Raw genomic sequence first — 16,777 nt, forward strand, 5'->3', positions numbered from 1 at the left:
CCCGGGCCCTCGGCGGTTAGCCGCTACCCGTTGGGGAAGAGCTTCGCGTAGTCCGCGTACGCCATGGCGATGTCGGCCTGCGCCCAGAACCGGTGGTAGTTGAACGTCGGCGCCGGACCTCCGTCCAGGTACGCCTGGACCTTCGCCCACTCCGGGTCGGTCTTGTAGAAGGAACGGATGTCGAGGAACGACTTGCCGGGGGCGATCACGTCGCCGTTCGGCATCTTGCCGCTGTACCCGCTCGGCACGTACAGGCCCTGACGGGTCGAGGAGTTGAACACGTCGTCGAACCGCTTGTAGTCCTCGCGGGTCTCGGTCGTGGACACACCCTTCGTGTCGGCGTGCGAGGTGAGCGCGTCGAGCAGGCCCTTCGCGGTCGCCTTGGCCGAGGCGTCGCCGGACTTCGCCGCGTAGAACATCAGCGTCCGGGCGAGCGACGCCGCCACACCGACGTCACGGCCGGTGGCCACCACGTCGACGTGCAGGTTGGCGTTGGCACCCGGGCCTCCGGTGGCACCGCTGTAGCTGGTCGGCTGGCCGCTCCACGCCATGGTCGACGGGATCGACCAGTTGCTGCCGATGGTGGTCTCCGAGATGGCCCACGGCACCCACTTGTCGAGCAGCTTCTTGGCGTTGGCGTCACCGGTCTGGAAGTACAGCTCCGCGATCCGGTGCATCGACCAGGCCTGGAACCCGAACCACTCGTTGGACGGCGGGTCGTGGTAGACCGGCTTCTCGTCGTACGCCATGCCGTAGAACGTCGCCGTTCCGCTCGGCGGGGCGCCGTACGCGCCTTCCCAGCTGTTCGTCGCGCCGCCGGCGATGCCGCCCTCGGCCGACTGCAGCCACAGGTAGAACTCCATCTGCCGCTGGAACGACTTGGTCCAGTCGGCGACCGCCGTCGAGGAACGCGGCTTCAGCGCGGCCACGTTCGACAGCGCCCACGCCGCCATCGGGTTCTGGTACCCGAAGTGGTTGTGGCTGGAGCCGATCCGCCAGGACCACGCGGCCGACGTGTCGAGCGCACCACCCCAGGCGTAGTACCAGGACATCAGGTAGTGCGCCGCGTCCCGGCCGCTACCCGCCGGGCAGCTGGTCGGGCTGGTGCAGTTGCCGACCTTCTTGAAGTACTTGTCGAACATCGCGTAGCGCAGGTAGTCGCCCATCTTGGCGGCCTTGGCCACCGTGGCGGCGACGTCGGCGGCCTTACCCTGCTCCGTGGCCCACGTCAGGGCCCAGTAGGCGGCCTCGACGGCGCGTGCGTCGGCGTCCGGGGCGTTGGTGTAACGCCACTGCTTGGCCGAGGTGCCCGACTCCTTGATGAACAGCGGGAGGTAGCCGGAGCCGGTGGCCCCGAAGTTGAAGTTCTCGCAGGACGGGTGCGGCACGGTCTCCCACACCGACTCCTGCGGGCCCCGCTGGAACGTGTTGATGTACGCCGGCCGCGTGGTGCCGTTGCCGCACCGGCCGAACTTGTAGGTGTTGTCCACGTCGATCAGCCAGTGCATGCCGTAGACGTCACCGGTGCCGTAGGTGGACTGGAGCTCGCTGCGCAGCGGGTCCTTGCCGACCGGAACGCTCGCGTTGAGCGCCGACGGGTACTGGTCCGGCCAGTTGTACTCCGACGCGTACTGCGCGTCACCGGCGACACCGGCGGTCGGCTGGTCGGCCGAGGACGGGATGATGTACTTCTCCATGATCGTCCACGCCTGGTTGAACGGCGCCCAGTCGCCCTCGATGCGGCCGTAGTACGCCTCGAGCCACAGCCAGTAGGAGAACGCCTCGGACGTGGTCTCGTGCCCGTGGTCCGGCGCCTCGACGATCAGCGTCTCGATGGAGTGGTACGGCACGCCCTCCGGGCTGAAGTACCCGGCGGTCTTGATCTTCTGGTACTGCTCGCGGAACAGCCGCACGTAGTCGGAGACCTCGTTGTCGGACTCCGTCGCGGTGACGGCGGTCGAGGCGACCCCGGTGCCCGCGAGCGTGAACGTCTTGACGCCGTTCAACGAGTCGCTGTCCTCCGCCGCGCTGATCCGGAAGTTCTGCGCGGTGTTCCAGTTCGACGTGGTGAACGTGAACGTGGTCGGCGTGGCCGTGACGTCGGCGTCGCCGCTGCCGGTGGCCGTCACGGTGACGTTCGACGAGGGAGCCTGGGAGAGCTTGACCGCGACGTCGGCGAAGCTGCCCTCGGGAACGCTGACCGCGGCGGGCGAGGTGACGACGGCGGGTCCGGCCGGGGCGGCGACCGTGACGGTGACCTCGTCGGTGGCCGACAGGCCGGTGTTGTCGGTGGCCTTCGCGCCGAGCACGTAGGTGCCGACGGGGAGGCTGGTCTGGGCGAAGCTGTACGGCGCCGAGGTGTCCTCACCGACCAGCAGCCCGTTGCGGTAGAACTCCACCTTCGACACGGTGCCCGGCGCGGTGTCCGCGGCGGTCGCGGCGACCGTGATGTCGGCCGGCGCGGTGAACGACTGGCCGGAGGTCGGCGCCGTGATGTCCACGGTGGGCGGCGGGTTGGCGGTCCCGCCGCAGGTGAGGCCGTTCACCGAGAACTCGGTCGGCTTGGGGTTGGTGCCGGACCAGGAGCCGTTGAAGCCGATCTCCACCTGACCACCGGTAGGGATGGTGCCGTTGTACGACTCGTTGGTGGCGGTGACGTCCTGACCGGACTGGCTCCACCTGGCCTGCCAGCCGTTGACGACCTTCTGGGTGGTGGTGGGGAACTTCCACTTGAGCGTCCACCCGCTGATGGGGTCGCCCGGGTTCTTGATGATGACGCGGCCGGTGAAGCCGCCGGGCCAGTCGTTGGTGGTGTACTGCACGTCGCAGCCCGGGGCGGCGTAAGCGGCGCTGGTCGCTACGGCGTTGAGGCCGGCCGCGCCGAGGACGGCGGCGAGCCCGAGGGCTATCCGCCGCCTTGTTCTCGTTGGCAGGGGTGTCACGGGTGCACTCCTCATCTGGGACGGGGGTGCCGGGAGCGTTGCACGGGAGCGCTCCCACCGGACAGCGTTCGGGCGATCGACAGCCGGTCACCGCAGGTCAGCCGGGCGCCCGCCAGTTAACGAAGCTGAAACGTTCAGAACAGTCGATGGGCGCCCGGACCCCGCGCGCCCAGCACGTCGCGCGGGTTGGCCAGCGCGCACCGGTCGATCGACAGGCAGCCGCAGCCGATGCAGTCGTCCAGGCTGTCGCGCAGCTTCCGGAGGGCCTCGATGCGGGCGTTCAGGGACTCCCGCCAGGTGGCCGAGAGGTGCGCCCAGTCGCTGCGGTTGGGCACGCGGCCGTCGGGCAGTTCGTCGAGGGCCGCCGCGATCTCCTTGAGCGGGATGCCGACCCGCTGCGACGCCCGGATGAACGCCACCCGCCGCAGCGTGTCCCGGCTGAACCGGCGCTGGTTGCCACTGGTGCGCCGGCTGTGGATCAGCCCCTGCGCCTCGTAGAAGTGCAGGGCGGAGACCGCGACGCCGGACCGGGCGGAGAGCTGGCCGACGGTGAGTTCGTGCTGTGCGGTCACCGGCCCATCCTAGGGATCCCGAGTCGCAAAGATTCCTTTGCAAAACTTTCTTTGCATCGCTACGGTCGATGCGTGACCGAGATCCCGCTCGAGGGGCCGGGCTACATCCCGGGGCCCACCGCGCTCAAGGCGCTCACCCACCCGTTGCGCCTGCAGCTGCTCGACGCGCTCGCCGTGCGCGGTCGGGCCACCGCCAGCCAGCTCGCCGAGGACCTCGGGGAGACCAGCGGCGCCACCAGCTACCACCTGCGCCAGCTCGCCCGGCACGGGTTCATCGAGGAGCTGCCCGAGGTCGGCACCACCCGCGAGCGCTGGTGGCGGCCGGTCACCGGCGGCTGGACGATGCGCATGGACGACCAGCGCGAGGACGCCGCGACCGGCATGGTCGTCAGCACCCTGCTGGAGAACTCCTACCGCCGCGTGCGGCAGTTCGCCCACGACCTGCCCCGGTGGTCGCCGCAGTGGCAGGTCGCCGCCATCCGTCAGCAGGCCCACCTGGAGCTGGACGCCGCACAGCTCGGGGCGCTCCAGCGCGAGATCGAGGCGGTCGTGGACCGGTACCGCGGACTGCCGCCCGGACCCGAGACCCGCCGGGTGCGCACCGAGTTCGTCGGCTTTCCGCTGGGAGACCCCGATGGGGACTAACTTCTGGAAACTGCTGGCCGCCAGCGCCACGTCCAATCTCGCCGACGGGATCGGCCGCGCCGCGCTCCCCCTGCTGGCCGCCACGCTCACCCGCGACCCGCTGGCGATCTCCGGGCTGTACTCGCTGGCGTTCCTGCCGTGGCTGTTGTGCGCGCTGCCCGCGGGTGCGCTCGTCGACCGGACCGACCGGCGCCGGGCCATGGTGCTCGCCAACACCGTGCGGGGACTGCTCGTCGCCGGGCTCACCGTCGCCGTCGCCACCGGGCACGCCACGATCCCGCTGCTCTATGTGGTGGCGTTCGCGCTGGGGATCGCGGAGACCGTCTACGACAGCGCCGCCAACGCGTTCCTGCCGCAGGTCGTGCGGCCGGATCAGTTGGAACGCGGCAACAGCCTGCTGGTCACCGGAGAGGCCGTCGGCCAGATCTTCCTCGGCGGGCCGGTGGGCGCGCTGCTGTTCACGCTCGCCGTGGCGCTGCCGTTCGGTGCCAACGCGGCCGGGTTCCTGGCGTGCGCGCTGGTCATGGTCACCGTGGCCGGCGACTTCCGGCCGGCGCTGGCCTCGACGAGTTCGATCCGGGCCGACATCGTCGACGGGGTGCGCTGGCTGTCGAGGCAGCCGCTGCTGCGCGGGCTCACGCTGCTGTTCGGGCTCACCTCGGCGTGCGGGTCGGCGGCCAACGCCGTGCTGGTGCTCTACGCCCTGGACGTGCTCGGGCTGAGCCCGCGCGGGTACGGGTTCCTGCTGCTCGCGGGCGGCGTCGGCGGGCTGCTGGGCGGGCTGGTCGCGCCGCTGACCGCCGCGCGCCTCGGCCGGCTGCCGACCATGGTCCTCGGCACCGTCGTGAGCCCGGCGCTGCTGGCCGCCATGGGGTTCGTCCGGCACCCGGTCGCGGGCGCCGTGCTGTTCGGGGGTTCCGCCGCCTCGGTGATGATATTGAACGTCCTGACGATGGCCCTGCGCCAGGCGCTCATCCCCGAGGAGCTGTTCGGCCGCGTGCAGGGCGCCTGGCGCACGCTCGTGTGGGGCGGCATCCCGGTCGGCGGCGTCGCCGGTGGCGCACTGGCGGCCGCGACCGACGTGGCGACCGTCTTCGCGGCGGCCGGCATCGCCGGGTTCGTGGTCGGGTGTGCCGTCGTCGCGCTGCTGCTGCGCAACCGGGCCCAGATCGCCGCGGCGTACCTGCCTAAAGTGGCCGTCGATGCGTGAACTCGCGAAGCTGCCGAAGGCCAACCCGCACCTGCACCTCACCGGGTCCATGCGCCCGGCCACCGTCGCCGAGCTGGCCGCCCGGCACGGGATCGCCCTCCCGCCGCTGTCCATGGGCACGGTGCGCCGGCACGTCTGGTCGGCGTTCCAGCAGAGATACGACGCGGCCCGCGACACCGTGCGAAGCCCTGAGGACATCGCCCGGGTCGTGGTCGAGGCGGCGCAGGACGACGCCGCGGCCGGCGGCGGCTGGACCGAGCTGCAGGTAGATCCGACCTCGTACGTGGAACGGATCGGCGGCTACCAGGCCGTCGTCGAGGCGGTCCTGGCGGGGGCCGCCGCCGCCCCCATCCCGGTGGGGATCATCGTCGCGTCGAGCTGGGCGCGCAGCGGCGAGCACGCGCTGATGCTGGCCCGGCTCGCCGCCCGCTACGCGGGCCGGGGTGTCGTCGGCTTCGGCCTGTCCAACGACGAACGCCTCGGCCGGGTCGAGGACTTCGTCCCCGCGTGCGCGGTCGCGGCGGAGGCCGGGCTGTTGATCGCTCCGCACGCCGGGTTCTACGAGCCGGCCGAGCACGTCGCCGCGTGCGTGCGGCTGCTGGGCGCCGGCCGGATCGGCCACGGCCTGACCGCCACCCGCGACGCACCCACCCTGGCCCTGCTGGCCGAACGCGGCGTCGCCCTCGAGCTCTGCCCCGCCTCATACGTTCCGCTGGGAGTGCTGGACCGCCCCGACGGCCTGCCGGTGCGCGCGGTGCTGGCCGCCGGCGTACCCGTCGCGATCGGCACCGACGACCCGCTGATCTTCGGCGCCGGCCTGGTCGAGCAGTACTCCGGCCTCGGCCTGACCGACGAGGAGTACGCCGCGCTCGCCGGCCACTCCATCGACGCGTCGGCGGCGCCGCCCGGGGTCAAGGAACGGCTTCGCGCCGGCGTCACCGCATGGCTCGTCGATTGCTGAACGTGTCCGACCGCCGGACAGTACGTTAAGTGATGCCGTCGCTACAGTTGAACCCGCGAGCGCGCACACCGCGCCGGACGCGCATCGGGGATCCGCACCCGAACCGCACCCGTGATCCGTCCCCATTGCAACCGAGCACCGGGAACGTGTGAATTCCACGGACGGCACTTGCAGGACACGGAGACCCATCATGCAGGTACAACGCGCGATGATGACCATGGAACCGGTCGAACTGGCGATGGTCGCGGCCAACCGCGCCGCCCCCGCCGCTCCGGTCTCCCCGGCGAACACCGGGGCGAACGGCACGACCACCAGGGCCGTGACCGGCGTGACCGGGATCGGCGCCAGCGGCACCGGCGTGACCGGGACGGGTACCGCACAGACTCCGGAGGCCAAGCAGGCGCAGGAGGCCCAGGAGGTCAAGCGGGAGGTGCGCGCACCCGCCTCGCTGTCGACCCTGTCGGCGAGCGACCGCGCCGCCGTGGCCTCCGCGACGGGCTTCTACGTCTCGGCCACCGGCGAGGTCACTCCCGAGGGACTGCCCCCGTGGCAGTTCATCATCCAGTACGTGCAGCAGCGCCAGGTCCCGGCGGTCGAGCCCAAGGCCGAGACGCCGGCGGTCGAGCCGGTCGCGAAGGTCGAGTCGGCCGACGACGGGCCGCACGTCGACGTGATGGCGTAGGTCGGCACGCGCAACGCGCGCACGGGATGATCGGCGGGTGACCGTCGCTCTCGCCCCGATCCGCACGTCGCTGCTCGTCCTCGCCTACTTCGCGTTCATCAGTCTCGGCCTGCCGGACGGCCTGTTCGGCGTCGGCTGGCCATCGATGGCCGCGGAGTTCGGCGTGTCGACCGAGACGGCCGGTGTGATCACGTTCGCCGGGATCTGCGGCTACTTCGTGTCGAGCGCGTCGGCGGGGTTCATCCTGAACCGCTTCGGGGTGGGCTGGCTGCTCGCCGCCAGCACGGTGCTCGCGGCGTCGGCGCTGGCCGGATACGCGCTGTCGCCCGCGCTCGCGGTCGTGGTGCCGTGCTCCGTCGTGGCGGGGTTCGGCGGCGGCGCGATCGACTCCGGCCTCAACGCGTACGCGGCCGGCGCGTTCGGGCCGCGGCACATGAACTGGCTGCACGCGTTCTTCGGGCTGGGGGTCGCCCTCGGGCCGCTGATCATGACGGCCGCGCTCTCCGCCGGGCTGTCCTGGCGGGTGGGCTACGGCGTCGTGGCCGTCGCGCAGTTCGCCCTGGCGGCCGCGTTCGCGGTGACGGCGCGGTCGTGGCGTACCGGCTCCTCCCCGTCCTCCTCGCCGGAGGGCGGTGGGACAGCAGCGGAGCCGGTGAAGGTGCGCTCGCGGGAGACGTTCCGGCTGCCGGCCACGTGGTTGAGCGTCGCCGCGTTCGTGCTGTACGTCTCGCTGGAGGTCGCGGCCGGGCTGTGGGCGTTCCTGCTGCTGACGCGTGGGCGCGGGATGGACGAGTCGGTCGCCGGGGTCTGCGTGTCGGTGTACTGGGCGATGTTGTTCGTGGGCCGCCTGGTGCAGGGCGTCGTGTCGCAGCGGTTCGGGGCGCCGAAGGTGCTGCTGGGCAGCCTCGTGGGGATGGCGGTCGGCGCCGTGCTGGTGGCCGTTCCCGGGAGTGGGTGGATCGCGGCGGTCGGGCTCGCGGTGATCGGTTTTGCCGAGGCTCCGGTGTTCCCCCTGCTGATGTTGACGACGGCGGACCGGGTGGGGGCCGTGCACGCCGACCGGGTGATCGGCCTGCAGGTGGCGGCCGGGGCGCTGGGCGGCACGCTGATCCCGGCCGGCGTCGGCGTCCTGCTCAGCCGGGTCGACCTGGAGCTGCTCGGGCCGTCGCTGGTGGTGCTGGCGGTCGCGCTCGTGGGGACCTACCTCGTCATGGTGCGGCCGTCACCGGGAAGGTGATTCCGACGCCCCGACCCTCTCGTCCAGCCAGTGCTGCAGCGGCTGCGCGGCGCGCAACGTGTCGAGCACCCGCTTCTTCGCCGCCCTCGTGCCGAGCCACGCGGCCACCGGGAAGTCGCGCCACGCGATGAGCCCCTTGTGCCTCAGCAGGCCGATCCGCGGATGATCCTTCGCGTACCCCCGCGGTGAACTGCGCAGGCTCGGCGCGCCGCCGACGGTGATGCCGGCGGACTCGACCGCTTTGATCGCCTCCTCCAGCTGCGGCCCGGTAACGTCGTGCGCCACCGCGCGCCGGTAACGTTCGATCTGGTCCGGCGCCATCATGTAGTAGCCGCGGCCGACGGTCAGCCCGCGCGCGCTGAAACGCACGTAGCCGCCGCGCTCGAACGTCGCGTAGATGCCGGTCTTGTACGGCGTCTTGTCCTTGCTGAAGCGCACGTCCCGGTAGGGCCGGAAGATCTTCCCGGCGCCGAACTCCGCCGACAGTTCCTCGACGAGGGCCGCCATCGGCGCGTGCACCTGGTTGTCGAAGACCGGCTTGTGCGCGGTCCAGTAGGTCTTGGAGTTGTCGGCCTCCAGGCCCTCGTAGAACTCCACGGCCTCGATCGGCCACCCGGTGAATGCCACGGTTCCGAAGCTAGTCGAAGTACCCGGACAGGAAGAGGCGCATCGCCACGTCACGGCCGACCCGGTCGCCTGAGCCATCCGAGGGCGAGCAGCGGCAGGCACAGCCACACGAACCACTCCCCCAGCACCGAGTAGACCGTCCGGCCGGCGGCGGGCGGGACGGGCGCGACGGCGGATGCGCGGTCCTCGGCGAGGACGCGGCCGTAGGCGTCGGTCACGGTGAGCGTGCCGGAGCGGGCGGCCCGGGCGATCGGCAGGCCGTTCTCGACGCCGCGCAGGATCGCCATGCGGCTGTGCAGCCAGGCGTCGCGGTCGAAGTCCCACGCGGGCACGAGCATCAGTCGCGCGCCGTCGGCCCGGTACGCCCGGACCAGTTCCGGGTAGTCGAGATCCTTGCAGACGGCAATGCCCCGGCGTCCGTCGTCGCCGGCCACGAGGGTCCGGTCACGGCCCGCCGTCATCGCGTCTTCCAGTGTGGGAACGAGATGAGCCTTCCGATACTCGCTCGCCGCAGCGCCGCCGCGCGGGTAGACCAGGGCGACGTTGTGCGTCGTGCCGGCCCGGGTGAGCGTCAGCCCCACGACGATGTCCACTGTGGACTCCCGCGCCACCGTCCGGAACGCCTCGTCCAGCAGCGGCAGCGTGGACTCGTCGGCGGCGAAGACCTTCTCCGGCAGCACGACCGTCCGCGCGCCCACGGCGCGAACGCGCGCCACGTAGCCGTCGAGCAGCCGCCGACCCTCCTCTGTGGACAGTGCAACGGGGTCGGCCGGCTGGGCGAGCGCGACCACGCCGACGGTGTGCCCCGACGCGGGCTCCGCAGCAGCGGCCAGGCGGGTGAGGCCGTTCCCCCATATGAAGGCGAGGCAGCAGAGCGCGGCGGCGGCGAGCCTGATCCGGGACGGGCGCGGGGCGGCGGACGCGGCGGCGACGGCCGACGGGAGGCCGAGCACCGCGAACGTCAGGCCCCACGGCCCGGTGATCGCGGCCAGTTGCACCACGGGAAGCGCGTCGACCTGCGTGTAGGCGAGGCTCCAGAAGAGCCCGTTGGGCGTGGCGACGGAGAGCGCGTACTCGACGAGCACCCACGCGGCGGGCGGGAACAGCGCGGCCGCGGCGGCATTTCGCGGTACCAGGTAACCGAATCCCGCGACGACGCCGGCGAAGAGCGCGGCCAGTGCGACGAAAACGCCTGCCACCAGAGGGATCGGCTGCGCCAACCCGTCGCTTCCCGTGTAGTAGGACCACAGTCCGCTCTCCCCCACCAGCCACGCCACGAACGCCGCCGCGACCGCCACCCGGGCCCGCGTGCGGGATGCCAGCAGCAGCACGGGAAGCGGGGCGAGCCAGGCGCACCACCAGAGCGGCGCGAGCCCGGTCCCGTACCGGAAGAGAATCGCGCTCGCCGCCGCGGCGACGACGGCGCGAGGGCCTGTCCCGCGGATCACGTCGAGCCGAGTCCGCCGTAGGCCGGCGTGATCCGCGGGACAGGCCCTATGCGCGGAGGCCATCGAGCACCCGCTTGAGGGAGGCGTGCGCCCGGGCGCGGAACGCCTCGCCCGGCTCGGTGCGGCCGCCCTGGTAGAGCAGGATCAGCCCCTGCATGTGCGCGGCGAGCGTGAACGCCACCTCCCACTCGTCGGCGGCGCGCAACACCCCGGCGTCGACGCCGGCGCGGACGATGCCGGTGAGCACGTTGAGGGTCGGCGAACCCCCGTCGCGGAACCCGTCCGGATAGACCCGCGCCTGGTCGCGCACCTCCGTGAAGAGGAACCGGTACAGGTGCGGCCGGCTGACGGCGACGTCGAAGAGGGCGTCGAACGCGGCGAACAGCTCGGCCTCGGGGCCGCCACCGCCGGACGGCCGGGCCCGCCACTCCTTCTCCAGGTCGCCGAACGCCCGCTCGGCCAGCACGGCGAGGAGGGCGTCGCGGTTGGGGTAGTGGCGGTAGAGGGCCATCGGGGTGACGCCGATCGTGGCGGCGACGCGGCGCATGCTGACGGCGGCGGAGCCCTCCGCGTCGAGCAGGGCGCGCGCCGTGACGGCGATCCGTTCTGCCGTGTGGGACATGGTCTACACCGTAGACATGAATATTCGCTGGCGTCTACACCGTATACTTTTGGATCATGGACGTCGCCGAACTCATCCGCCGCACCGACGCCGGCGAACGGATCAAGTACCTGTTCTTCTGGGGCCACCGCCCCCAGCGCGACGGCAGCGTCGGCGCCGGCTGCCTCAGCCAGTGGTGGCCGGCTCCGTTCTCGGTGGACGGTCGGATATTTGCCACCGCCGAGCACTACATGATGTGGCGCAAGGCCACGCTGTTCGGCGACGCCGACGCCGCGGAACGGGTCCTCGCCGCCACGCATCCCAACGAGGCGAAGACCGTCGGGCGGCAGGTGCGCGGGTTCGACGCCGACGCCTGGGAGGCCGCCTGCTTCGACATCGTCGTGGCCGGGAACGAGGCCAAGTTCCGCCAGCGCCAGGAGCTTTCCGCGTTCCTGCTCGGGACCGGTGGGCGGGTACTCGTGGAGGCCAGCCCGCTGGACCGGGTCTGGGGCATCGGTCTCGCCGCCGACGACCCGCGCGCCGGCCGGCCCCGAGAATGGCTCGGGCGCAACCTGCTCGGCTTCGCCCTCATGAACGTCCGGGAGACGCTTTTAATCGGGTGACCCCGCGTAACGCCTCCCCTACGTTGGCGCGCATGGATGAGCGGTTCACCGGCGTGCGCGACATGTTCGACAAGCACCTCGAGAGCGGGGCGGACGTCGGCGCCTCCTTCAGCGTCACGATCGGCGACGAGACCGTCGTCGACCTGTGGGGCGGCTACGCCGACGCCGAGCGCACCCGGCCCTGGACGGCCGACACGATCGTCAACACGTACTCCGTCACCAAGAGCGTCACCTCGCTGACCGCGCTCCTCGTCGCCGACCGCGGCGACCTCGACGTGCACGCGCCGGTCGCGCGCTACTGGCCCGAGTTCGCCGCGGCGGGCAAGGCGGACGTCACCGTCGCCCAGCTGATGAGCCACAGCTCCGGGCTCTCCGGCTGGCGCGAGCCGCTCGCCACCGAGGATCTGTTCGACTGGGAGAAGTGCACGTCGCTGCTGGCGGCGCAGGAGCCGTTCTGGAAGCCGGGTACCGCCTCCGGGTATCACGCCGTCACGTTCGGGTACCTGGTGGGCGAGGTGGTCCGGCGGGTCACCGGGCGCAGCCTCGGCACGGTGTTCCGGGAGGAGATCGCCGAGCCGCTCGCCGCGGACTTCCACATCGGCCTGCCGGCCGCCGAGGACCACCGGGTCGCGGAGCTGATCATCGCGGACGACTCACCCGGCGACTTCTTCACCGCCTCGGAGATCCAGCGGAACGCGGCCGTCAACCCGCCGTTCCCCGTGTCGGTCACGCGCACCCGCGCCTACCGGGCCGCGGAGATCCCGGCGGGCAACGGGCACGGCAACGCCCACGCCGTCGCGAAGATCCACGCGATCCTCGCCAACGGCGGGACGTTCGGCGGGCGGCGGTACCTCTCCGAGGCGGGCTGCCGTAAGGCGCTGGAGGTGCAGGTCGACGGGACGGACCTGGTGCTCGGGATGCCGATGCGCTTCGGGATCGGGTTCGCCGTCTCGGGCCAGGGCGGGATGCTGCCGCACCCCAACACGCTGTACTGGGGCGGCCGGGGTGGCGCGTTCGCCGTCGCCGACCTCGACACCCGCACCGCGATGGCCTACACGATGAACCGCATGTCGATGCTGGGCGAGACCGACCTGCGCGGGTTCGGCCTCAGCATGGCGGCGTGGGAGTCAACCGGGGACCTCTAGCACCTTCTCGAAGAAGTGATCGCCGTAGATCTCGTCGTTGAACCGGGCCACCTCGCGGTAGCCGGCGGCCCGGTACAACGCGATCGCCTCGGTGAGCGTGCGGTTGGTCTCCAGCCGCACGACGCGGGCACCCCGGGTGGCGGCCTCCCGCTCGCACTCGTGCAGCAGCCGCCGGCCGAGCCCGGTGCCCCGAACGGCCGGCGCGACCCACATGCGCTTGAGGTGTGCCGGCTCGCCGGCGGGCAGCTTGAGCGCGGCACAGCCGACCGGCTCGTCGTGCAGGCGGGCCACCAGGAGGACACCGGCGGGTGGGGTGAGGGCGGCGTCGTCGGCCGGGATGGCCAGGGCCGGGTCGTAGCCGCCCTCGAAGCGCCGCCGCAACTCCTCGAAGTAGGCCTCCCGGCAGAACGTCGCGTCGGGGTGCCGGGGGTCGACGACCGCGATGTCCACAGTGGACGCGGTGAGGAGGCGTTCGACCTCGGCCATGGCGGCGACGAGCCGGGTGCGCTGCTCCGGGGCGAGCGGGCGCAGGATCTCGGTGGCCCGGCCGTCGGAGAGGCGGTCGAGCTCGGCGCGCTCCGCCAGCCCGGCCGGCGTGAGGTGCACCCGGCGTACGCGGCCGTCCGTGGCGTCGGCGTCGACGGTGACCAGCCCGTCGGCCTGCAACGCGCGCAGCAGCCGGCTGAGGTAGCCCGAGTCCAGGGCCAGCCGGGCCCGGAGCGTCCGGACCTCGCTACCGGCCGGGCCGATCTCCCACAGCAGCCGCGCCTGGCCGAGCGGGCGGCTGCGGGAGAGGAAGGCGTCGTCGAGCGCACCGATGCGCTGGGTGACGGTGCGGTTGAACCGGCGGATCCGGTCGACCTGACTGGCGTCCATTCTCTGACCTTAGTCCGAGAAGTCGCCGGAGGCCCGGATCTCGCCCACCGGGAACGGGAATGCCGCTCGGCTACCCTGATGGCCGTGGCAGCGGGCCTGATCCGCGTATGGGCGGGAGCGGTGTGAGCGAGTTCCGGTTGCTGGGCGACCTGCAGTTGCTGGTGGCCGACCGACCGGTCGACCTCGGCCCGCGCAAGCAGCGCACCGTGCTCGCCGCCCTGCTCCTGGATGCCGGCCGCCCCGTGCCGGCCGACACCCTCGTCGACCGGGTGTGGGGCGAGGCCCCGCCGGCCGAGGCGCGCAACGTCCTGTACACGTACATCACCCGCGTGCGGCGCATCATCGCCGCGGCCTCCCCCGCCACCGACGCTCCCGCGGTGGCGTTGACCCGACGGCCCGGCGGCTACCTGCTGGACGGCGTCGCCGGCCGGGTCGACCTGCACCGGCTGCGCGACCTCGCCGACCGCGCCCGCCGCGCGCAACCCGGTGACCCGCAACGCCTGACGCTGCTGCGCGAGGCGGTCGACCTGTGGCGCGGCGAACCGCTGGCCGGCCTGCCCGGCGAGTGGGCCGCACGCATCCGCGAGGGCCTGACCCGTCAGCTGCTCGGCGTCCTCGCCGACTGGGCCGCCGCCGAACTGGACGCCGGCAATCCCGCGCGCGTCACCGATCGGCTGTCCCGCGCGCTCGACCAGTACCCGCTCGCCGAGCCGCTGATCGCGCACCTGATGCGGGCGTTGCACGCCGACGGGCGGCGTTCGGAGGCGCTGGAGCAGTACGCCCGCTCCCGCCGGCGCATCTCGGACGAGCTGGGTGTGGAGCCCGGTGCCGAGCTGCGCGCGCTGCACGCGGAGTTCCTGCGCGAGACGGGGCCGTCGGTGCCGCAGCCGCGCGCGCCCGAACAGGCCGAGAACCCGGGCGCGCTCGGCTGCCAGCTCCCGGCCGACCTGCCCGACCTCACCGGCTTCGAGCCGGAGATCGCACAGGCGACGACCGCGCTCGCCGACGGCAGCACGCCGGTGGTGGTGCTGTCCGGCCCGGGCGGCGTGGGCAAGACCTCGCTGAGCGTGCACCTGGCGCACCAACTGCGGAAGTCCTATCCGGACGGCCAGGTCTTCGTCAGCCTCGGCGGCCGCGACGGCTCCGGGGAGACGCTCGGCTGGGTGCTGCGCGCGCTCGGCGTCGCCGGCCCGCAGCAGCCCACGTCCGACGCGGAACGGCTGGCCCGCTACCGCCAGGAGATCAGCACCCGCCGGGTCCTCATCGTCCTGGACGACGCGGCCGGCGCCGGCGAGATCCGCCCGCTCGTGCCGGCGACGCCCGGCTCCGCGCTCATCGTCACGAGCCGGGCGCGGCTGACCACCATCCCCGGCGCCGAGCAGATCGAGCTGGGCGTCTTCTCCCGCGACGAGTCGATGACCCTGCTGCGGCGCATCGTCGGCGCCGCCCGGGTGGACGCCGAACCGGGCGCCATCTTCACCCTCGCCGCCATCTGCGGCGACCTGCCGCTGGCGCTTCGCATCGTCGGTGCCCGGCTGGCCGCCCGTCCACATTGGACGATGGCGCGGATGACCGAACGGATGGCCGACGAGCGGCGCCGGCTGGACGAGATGACGGCCGACGGGCTGGCCGTGCGGGTCAGCGTCGCCGTCGGCTACCGGGCGCTGGACGACGCCGCCAAGCGGATGTTTCGCCTGCTCGGGCACCTGGGCAGCCCGGACTTCGCCGAGTGGCTGGCGGCGGCCGTCGCGGACACCTCCGTCGGTGCGGCCGAGGACCTGCTGGAGCAGCTGGTCGACGCGCGGCTCGTGGACGTCGTCGAGGATCCGGTGCTGGGCCTCTTCCGCTACCGGATGCACGACCTGGTGCGCCTGTTCGCCCAGGAGCGGGCGGACGCCGAGGAGACCGAGCCGCAGTTGCGCGACGCGGCGACGCGCGGGCTGTCGGCGGCGATCGCGCTGGTCGAACGGCAGGCCGTGCAGTTGCCGTTTGCCGTGCCTCGGCTTTACCGGCTGCGCCCGCCGCCAATGCCGGTCGATCCGTCCATCGTGGACGGTGCCGGCGGCCCGGGGTGGCTCGACGCGGAGAGCCGCACGCTCGTCGCCGCCGTCGAACGCGCCGCCGCGCTCGGCATGGACGACGTCGCGAGCGTCCTGGCCGACGGGCTGGTCTTCGCCTCCTTCGGGCTGCGCAACGACTTCGAGGGCTGGAACAGGGCGCACGCCGCCGCGTTGGGGGCCGCCCGCAAGGCCGGCAACCGCGACGCCGAGGCCGTCATCGAGTGCGGCATCGGCTTCCTGCGCTACAAGGAGGACCGCTTCGCCGAGGCGGAGGAACACTTCTCGGCCGCCGTCGCGCTCTTCGGCGAGGCCGGCAACGACCACGGAACAGCGGCCGCGCGCAGCGGTCTCGGCACCGTGCTGCGCGAGGTGGGGCACCACCGGCGCGCGATCCCGCTGCTCACGCTGGCACTGGAGGCGTTCACCCGCTTCGGCGACACCGACGGGGCGGCGCACGCCTGCTACGGGCTCGGCTTCGCGCACCGCGAACTCGGCAACGACGACGCGGCCGTCGCCCAGCTCGAACGCGCCGCCGGGCTGTACCGCTCGCTCGGGCACTGGCGCGGGGAGGCGATCGCGATCCGCGGCATCGGCCTGGTCCACCGCGCCCGCGGCGAACTCGACGCGGCCGCCACCTACGGCGAGACCGCCCACGCGATGGTGCGCCGGCAGGACGACCCGCTGCTCAACTGCTACACCACGCAGAGCCTGGCGAAGCTGTGGATCCGCCGCAGCGATCCGGACCGCGCCGCCGCGCCGCTGGCGCACGCCCGCCGGGTCTGCCTCGAGCGCAACGACCGCTTCGGCGCCGCGCTGGTGCGCCGCACGCTCGGCGAGATGCACCTGGCGGCCGGCCGCCTGGACGAGGCGCGCCGCGAACTGGAGCGCGCGCTGCGCGAGTGGCGCGCGCTCGACCACGACCTCAACCGGGCCCGGACGCTGCGCGACCTCGGGGCCGTGCACGCGCGGGCCGGGAACTGCGACGCCGCACACGCCGCCTGGCGCAACGCGCTGCCCGTCTTCGCGCTCTTCGGCACGCGCGAGGCCGGCGAGATGGACGAGTGGCGGGCGCGCTGGGGCTGCGACTGCGCGCCGGCGACCGTGGCCGGCTCCGCGCCCCTGCGCACCTAGGCATTTGCGGACAAAGG

14 protein-coding genes are annotated in these 16,777 nt (G+C 72.7%); 8 read left to right on the forward strand and 6 right to left on the reverse strand.

The window, feature by feature from the left end; all coding sequences use genetic code 11:
* Positions 1-23: 23 nt before the first annotated feature.
* The gene (locus Val02_RS27955) at positions 24-2,942 is read right to left on the reverse strand and encodes a glycoside hydrolase family 48 protein (RefSeq protein WP_239153384.1); all 2,919 of its coding nucleotides are present in this window, start codon (positions 2,940-2,942) and stop codon (positions 24-26) included.
* Between the two features lie 134 nt (positions 2,943-3,076).
* A complete protein-coding gene (soxR, locus tag Val02_RS27960; RefSeq protein WP_203902216.1) occupies positions 3,077-3,514 on the reverse strand; it encodes a redox-sensitive transcriptional activator SoxR in 438 nt (145 codons plus the stop codon).
* Between the two features lie 72 nt (positions 3,515-3,586).
* Between soxR and Val02_RS27965 the strand changes: the two genes are divergently transcribed.
* The 5 genes from Val02_RS27965 (at position 3,587) to Val02_RS27985 (ending at position 8,249) form a co-directional block, all read left to right on the forward strand.
* Entirely contained in the window at positions 3,587-4,159 is a 573-nt protein-coding gene (locus Val02_RS27965; RefSeq protein ID WP_203902217.1) for a winged helix-turn-helix domain-containing protein, read from the forward strand.
* Positions 4,149-5,369, forward strand: a complete 1,221-nt coding sequence (locus tag Val02_RS27970; RefSeq protein WP_203902218.1) for an MFS transporter — start codon at positions 4,149-4,151, stop codon at positions 5,367-5,369. The genes Val02_RS27965 and Val02_RS27970 overlap by 11 nt, the downstream gene beginning before the upstream one ends.
* Positions 5,362-6,330, forward strand: coding sequence for an adenosine deaminase (gene add, locus Val02_RS27975; RefSeq protein ID WP_239153385.1), 969 nt, complete (start codon positions 5,362-5,364; stop codon positions 6,328-6,330). Before Val02_RS27970 ends, add begins: the two co-directional genes overlap by 8 nt.
* A 190-nt stretch (positions 6,331-6,520) precedes the next feature.
* Entirely contained in the window at positions 6,521-7,012 is a 492-nt protein-coding gene (locus tag Val02_RS27980) for a hypothetical protein (RefSeq protein WP_203902219.1), read from the forward strand.
* Between the two features lie 37 nt (positions 7,013-7,049).
* Positions 7,050-8,249, forward strand: a complete 1,200-nt coding sequence (locus Val02_RS27985; protein ID WP_203902220.1) for an MFS transporter — start codon at positions 7,050-7,052, stop codon at positions 8,247-8,249.
* Here Val02_RS27985 and Val02_RS27990 read toward each other — a convergent pair.
* From Val02_RS27990 to Val02_RS28000, 3 genes are read right to left on the reverse strand one after another with little or no spacing between them, the layout of a single operon-like run.
* A complete protein-coding gene (locus Val02_RS27990; protein ID WP_239153386.1) occupies positions 8,235-8,876 on the reverse strand; it encodes a DUF2461 domain-containing protein in 642 nt (213 codons plus the stop codon). The genes Val02_RS27985 and Val02_RS27990 overlap by 15 nt on opposite strands.
* A gap of 50 nt (positions 8,877-8,926) precedes the next feature.
* Entirely contained in the window at positions 8,927-10,324 is a 1,398-nt protein-coding gene (locus Val02_RS27995) for a nitrilase-related carbon-nitrogen hydrolase (protein WP_203902222.1), read from the reverse strand.
* 46 nt (positions 10,325-10,370) lie between these two features.
* Positions 10,371-10,946 carry a TetR/AcrR family transcriptional regulator gene (locus Val02_RS28000; protein WP_203902223.1) on the reverse strand — a complete coding sequence of 192 codons (576 nt, stop codon included), beginning with the start codon at positions 10,944-10,946 and terminating at the stop codon, positions 10,371-10,373.
* A gap of 56 nt (positions 10,947-11,002) precedes the next feature.
* Here Val02_RS28000 and ybiA point away from each other — a divergent pair, with 56 nt between their 5' ends.
* A complete protein-coding gene (ybiA, locus tag Val02_RS28005) occupies positions 11,003-11,548 on the forward strand; it encodes a riboflavin biosynthesis intermediates N-glycosidase (protein WP_203902224.1) in 546 nt (181 codons plus the stop codon).
* 32 nt (positions 11,549-11,580) lie between these two features.
* The gene (locus Val02_RS28010; RefSeq protein ID WP_203902225.1) at positions 11,581-12,693 is read left to right on the forward strand and encodes a serine hydrolase domain-containing protein; all 1,113 of its coding nucleotides are present in this window, start codon (positions 11,581-11,583) and stop codon (positions 12,691-12,693) included.
* Here Val02_RS28010 and Val02_RS28015 read toward each other — a convergent pair.
* Entirely contained in the window at positions 12,676-13,569 is an 894-nt protein-coding gene (locus Val02_RS28015; protein WP_203902226.1) for a bifunctional helix-turn-helix transcriptional regulator/GNAT family N-acetyltransferase, read from the reverse strand. The two genes, Val02_RS28010 and Val02_RS28015, sit on opposite strands and share 18 nt — an antisense overlap.
* Positions 13,570-13,691: 122 nt before the next feature.
* Here Val02_RS28015 and Val02_RS28020 point away from each other — a divergent pair, with 122 nt between their 5' ends.
* The gene (locus tag Val02_RS28020) at positions 13,692-16,760 is read left to right on the forward strand and encodes an AfsR/SARP family transcriptional regulator (protein WP_203902227.1); all 3,069 of its coding nucleotides are present in this window, start codon (positions 13,692-13,694) and stop codon (positions 16,758-16,760) included.
* The last annotated feature ends 17 nt before the right edge of the window (positions 16,761-16,777 follow it).

Source organism: Virgisporangium aliadipatigenens (assembly GCF_016863615.1).
In the GTDB taxonomy this organism is placed as follows: domain Bacteria; phylum Actinomycetota; class Actinomycetes; order Mycobacteriales; family Micromonosporaceae; genus Virgisporangium; species Virgisporangium aliadipatigenens.

Coding starts and splice junctions, on each gene's coding strand:
- Val02_RS28000 (WP_203902223.1), bottom strand. CDS start 10,946: ATGTCCCACACGGCAGAACGGATCGCCGTCACGGCGCGCGCCCTGCTC.
- Val02_RS28015 (WP_203902226.1), bottom strand. CDS start 13,569: ATGGACGCCAGTCAGGTCGACCGGATCCGCCGGTTCAACCGCACCGTC.
- ybiA (WP_203902224.1), top strand. CDS start 11,003: ATGGACGTCGCCGAACTCATCCGCCGCACCGACGCCGGCGAACGGATC.
- Val02_RS28010 (WP_203902225.1), top strand. CDS start 11,581: ATGGATGAGCGGTTCACCGGCGTGCGCGACATGTTCGACAAGCACCTC.
- Val02_RS27970 (WP_203902218.1), top strand. CDS start 4,149: ATGGGGACTAACTTCTGGAAACTGCTGGCCGCCAGCGCCACGTCCAAT.
- Val02_RS27980 (WP_203902219.1), top strand. CDS start 6,521: ATGCAGGTACAACGCGCGATGATGACCATGGAACCGGTCGAACTGGCG.
- add (WP_239153385.1), top strand. CDS start 5,362: ATGCGTGAACTCGCGAAGCTGCCGAAGGCCAACCCGCACCTGCACCTC.